The 1,551-nt window shown below is 66.2% G+C and carries 1 protein-coding gene; it reads right to left on the reverse strand.

Annotated elements, in window-relative coordinates:
- A partial coding sequence (locus FEK34_RS29800) for an RHS repeat domain-containing protein (RefSeq protein ID WP_171048490.1) occupies nt 1-1,529 on the reverse strand: 1,529 nt, incomplete at its 3' end.
- Nucleotides 1,530-1,551: the final 22 nt, after the last annotated feature.

Below are 1,551 nucleotides of genomic sequence, written 5' to 3' on the forward strand. Positions count from 1 at the left end.
GTGCTGTTGTCGGGGGTGGTGAAGTAGTCGAAGGTGGCGTTGAGGATGTTCGAGTTGCCGTGCTGGGCGACGACGCGACCCTCGAGATCGTAGGTGTTGACCATGCGGTTGCCGTTGGAATCGGTCCAACCGGTCAGCCGGTGGGCGTCGTCGTAGGAGTAGTGGGTGGTGGCGCCGACACCGTTGGTGACCGACACCAACTCACCGGCTTCGTAGACGAAAGACCGAATCTGAGTGAGGGGCTCAGCGTCCGGGATCGGTGCGGATTGAGCACCGGACCCGTCACGGGCTCCTGGCATGGAATCTGTACCCGAACCGGCATCGACGCTTGGTGTGGAGTCTGTGCCCGATCCGGCACTGGCGGAAGCTGCGGAATCCGCCGACTTCGCCTGGCTGTCCGCGGACCCCGCGTTACTGTGCGGGCTGTCCGCCGAACCCGTGTCGCTGCATGTGACATCCGGTGATTCGGCTCCACCGCGTGCAGTCTCAGCCGAACCCGTGCGCCTGTCTGCGCTGGCGGCCGAACCGGCTGCCGAGTGGGCCGCGTTATCGGGCCTCGATGGATTGGGATCGGGCCCGACGACGGCCAGTGCGGTGACCCGCCCGTCTGCGGTGCTCACTCGCACCCGGTAACCCCCGGAATGAGTGATCTCGACCGGGGCGCCGTCGGTGTCGTAGAGGAAGCGGATGCGGTTGTGGTGGCGGTCGGTGATGGCCGATATCGCGTAGTTGCCGAGCAGCGTGTCCAAACCGCCGAGCGCGGGAGCGGCGTCGAAATGCCAGGTCAGCTCGCGTTCGGGGTCGTGGACGCGGTAGCCGCCCGCTTCGGTGCGGGTCATCGTCCAGCGCTGGCCGCCGTTGCGCGGGAGCACGGGCTTATCCGGTTCGGCGTGTGGGTAGACCAGCAGCAGACCGTGCTCGCCGATGAAGGTGACCGTGTCGTCCTCGATCACCACCCGCATATCCAGCGTCGACGACCACGACGGGCCGAACCAGCGCCCGAACCGATAGCTCGACCGATGCCGTCGCAGCAGAACCAGCGGCAACACGCCGGGCAGGCTCAGATCGGTTTCCGGGAGCAGGAATTCACCGGTGGCGACGTCGACCGGGTCGTTGCATTCGGTGACATCCTTATCGTCCTGGGTGTTCTTCGGCCCGCCCTCGGTGGCTTTGTCGCCGGCGCCTTCGTCGGCTTTGGCCTGGTTCTCCGGCTTCCCGGACTGGTCCGGGGTGCGCTGCGTGTCCGGATCACCGGTCTTCGACGGTGAATCCGTCGACGCCGTCGAGGTGTCCGGCGACTTGTCACCCGGCTTGCTCGGGGAATCGGTATCTGTCGTCTTCTTCGGCGTGTCCGTCGACGCCGTGGAGGTGTCGGTGGAGGACTTCTTCGTCGACGACGGCGTGGACTTGCCGCCCTTGCCGAGGGTGCGGGCGATCGCCTGCCACGCGTCTTTGAGCTTGGCCAGCAGCGGTTTCAGCTTCGCGAACGTGGACGCGACCTTGGAGAACAAGCGCGCGATCGTCGTCATCGTCTTCGCCACGAACGTCGCG

Origin of the sequence: Nocardia cyriacigeorgica, from assembly GCF_005863245.1 — a bacterium.
GTDB lineage: Bacteria > Actinomycetota > Actinomycetes > Mycobacteriales > Mycobacteriaceae > Nocardia > Nocardia cyriacigeorgica_C.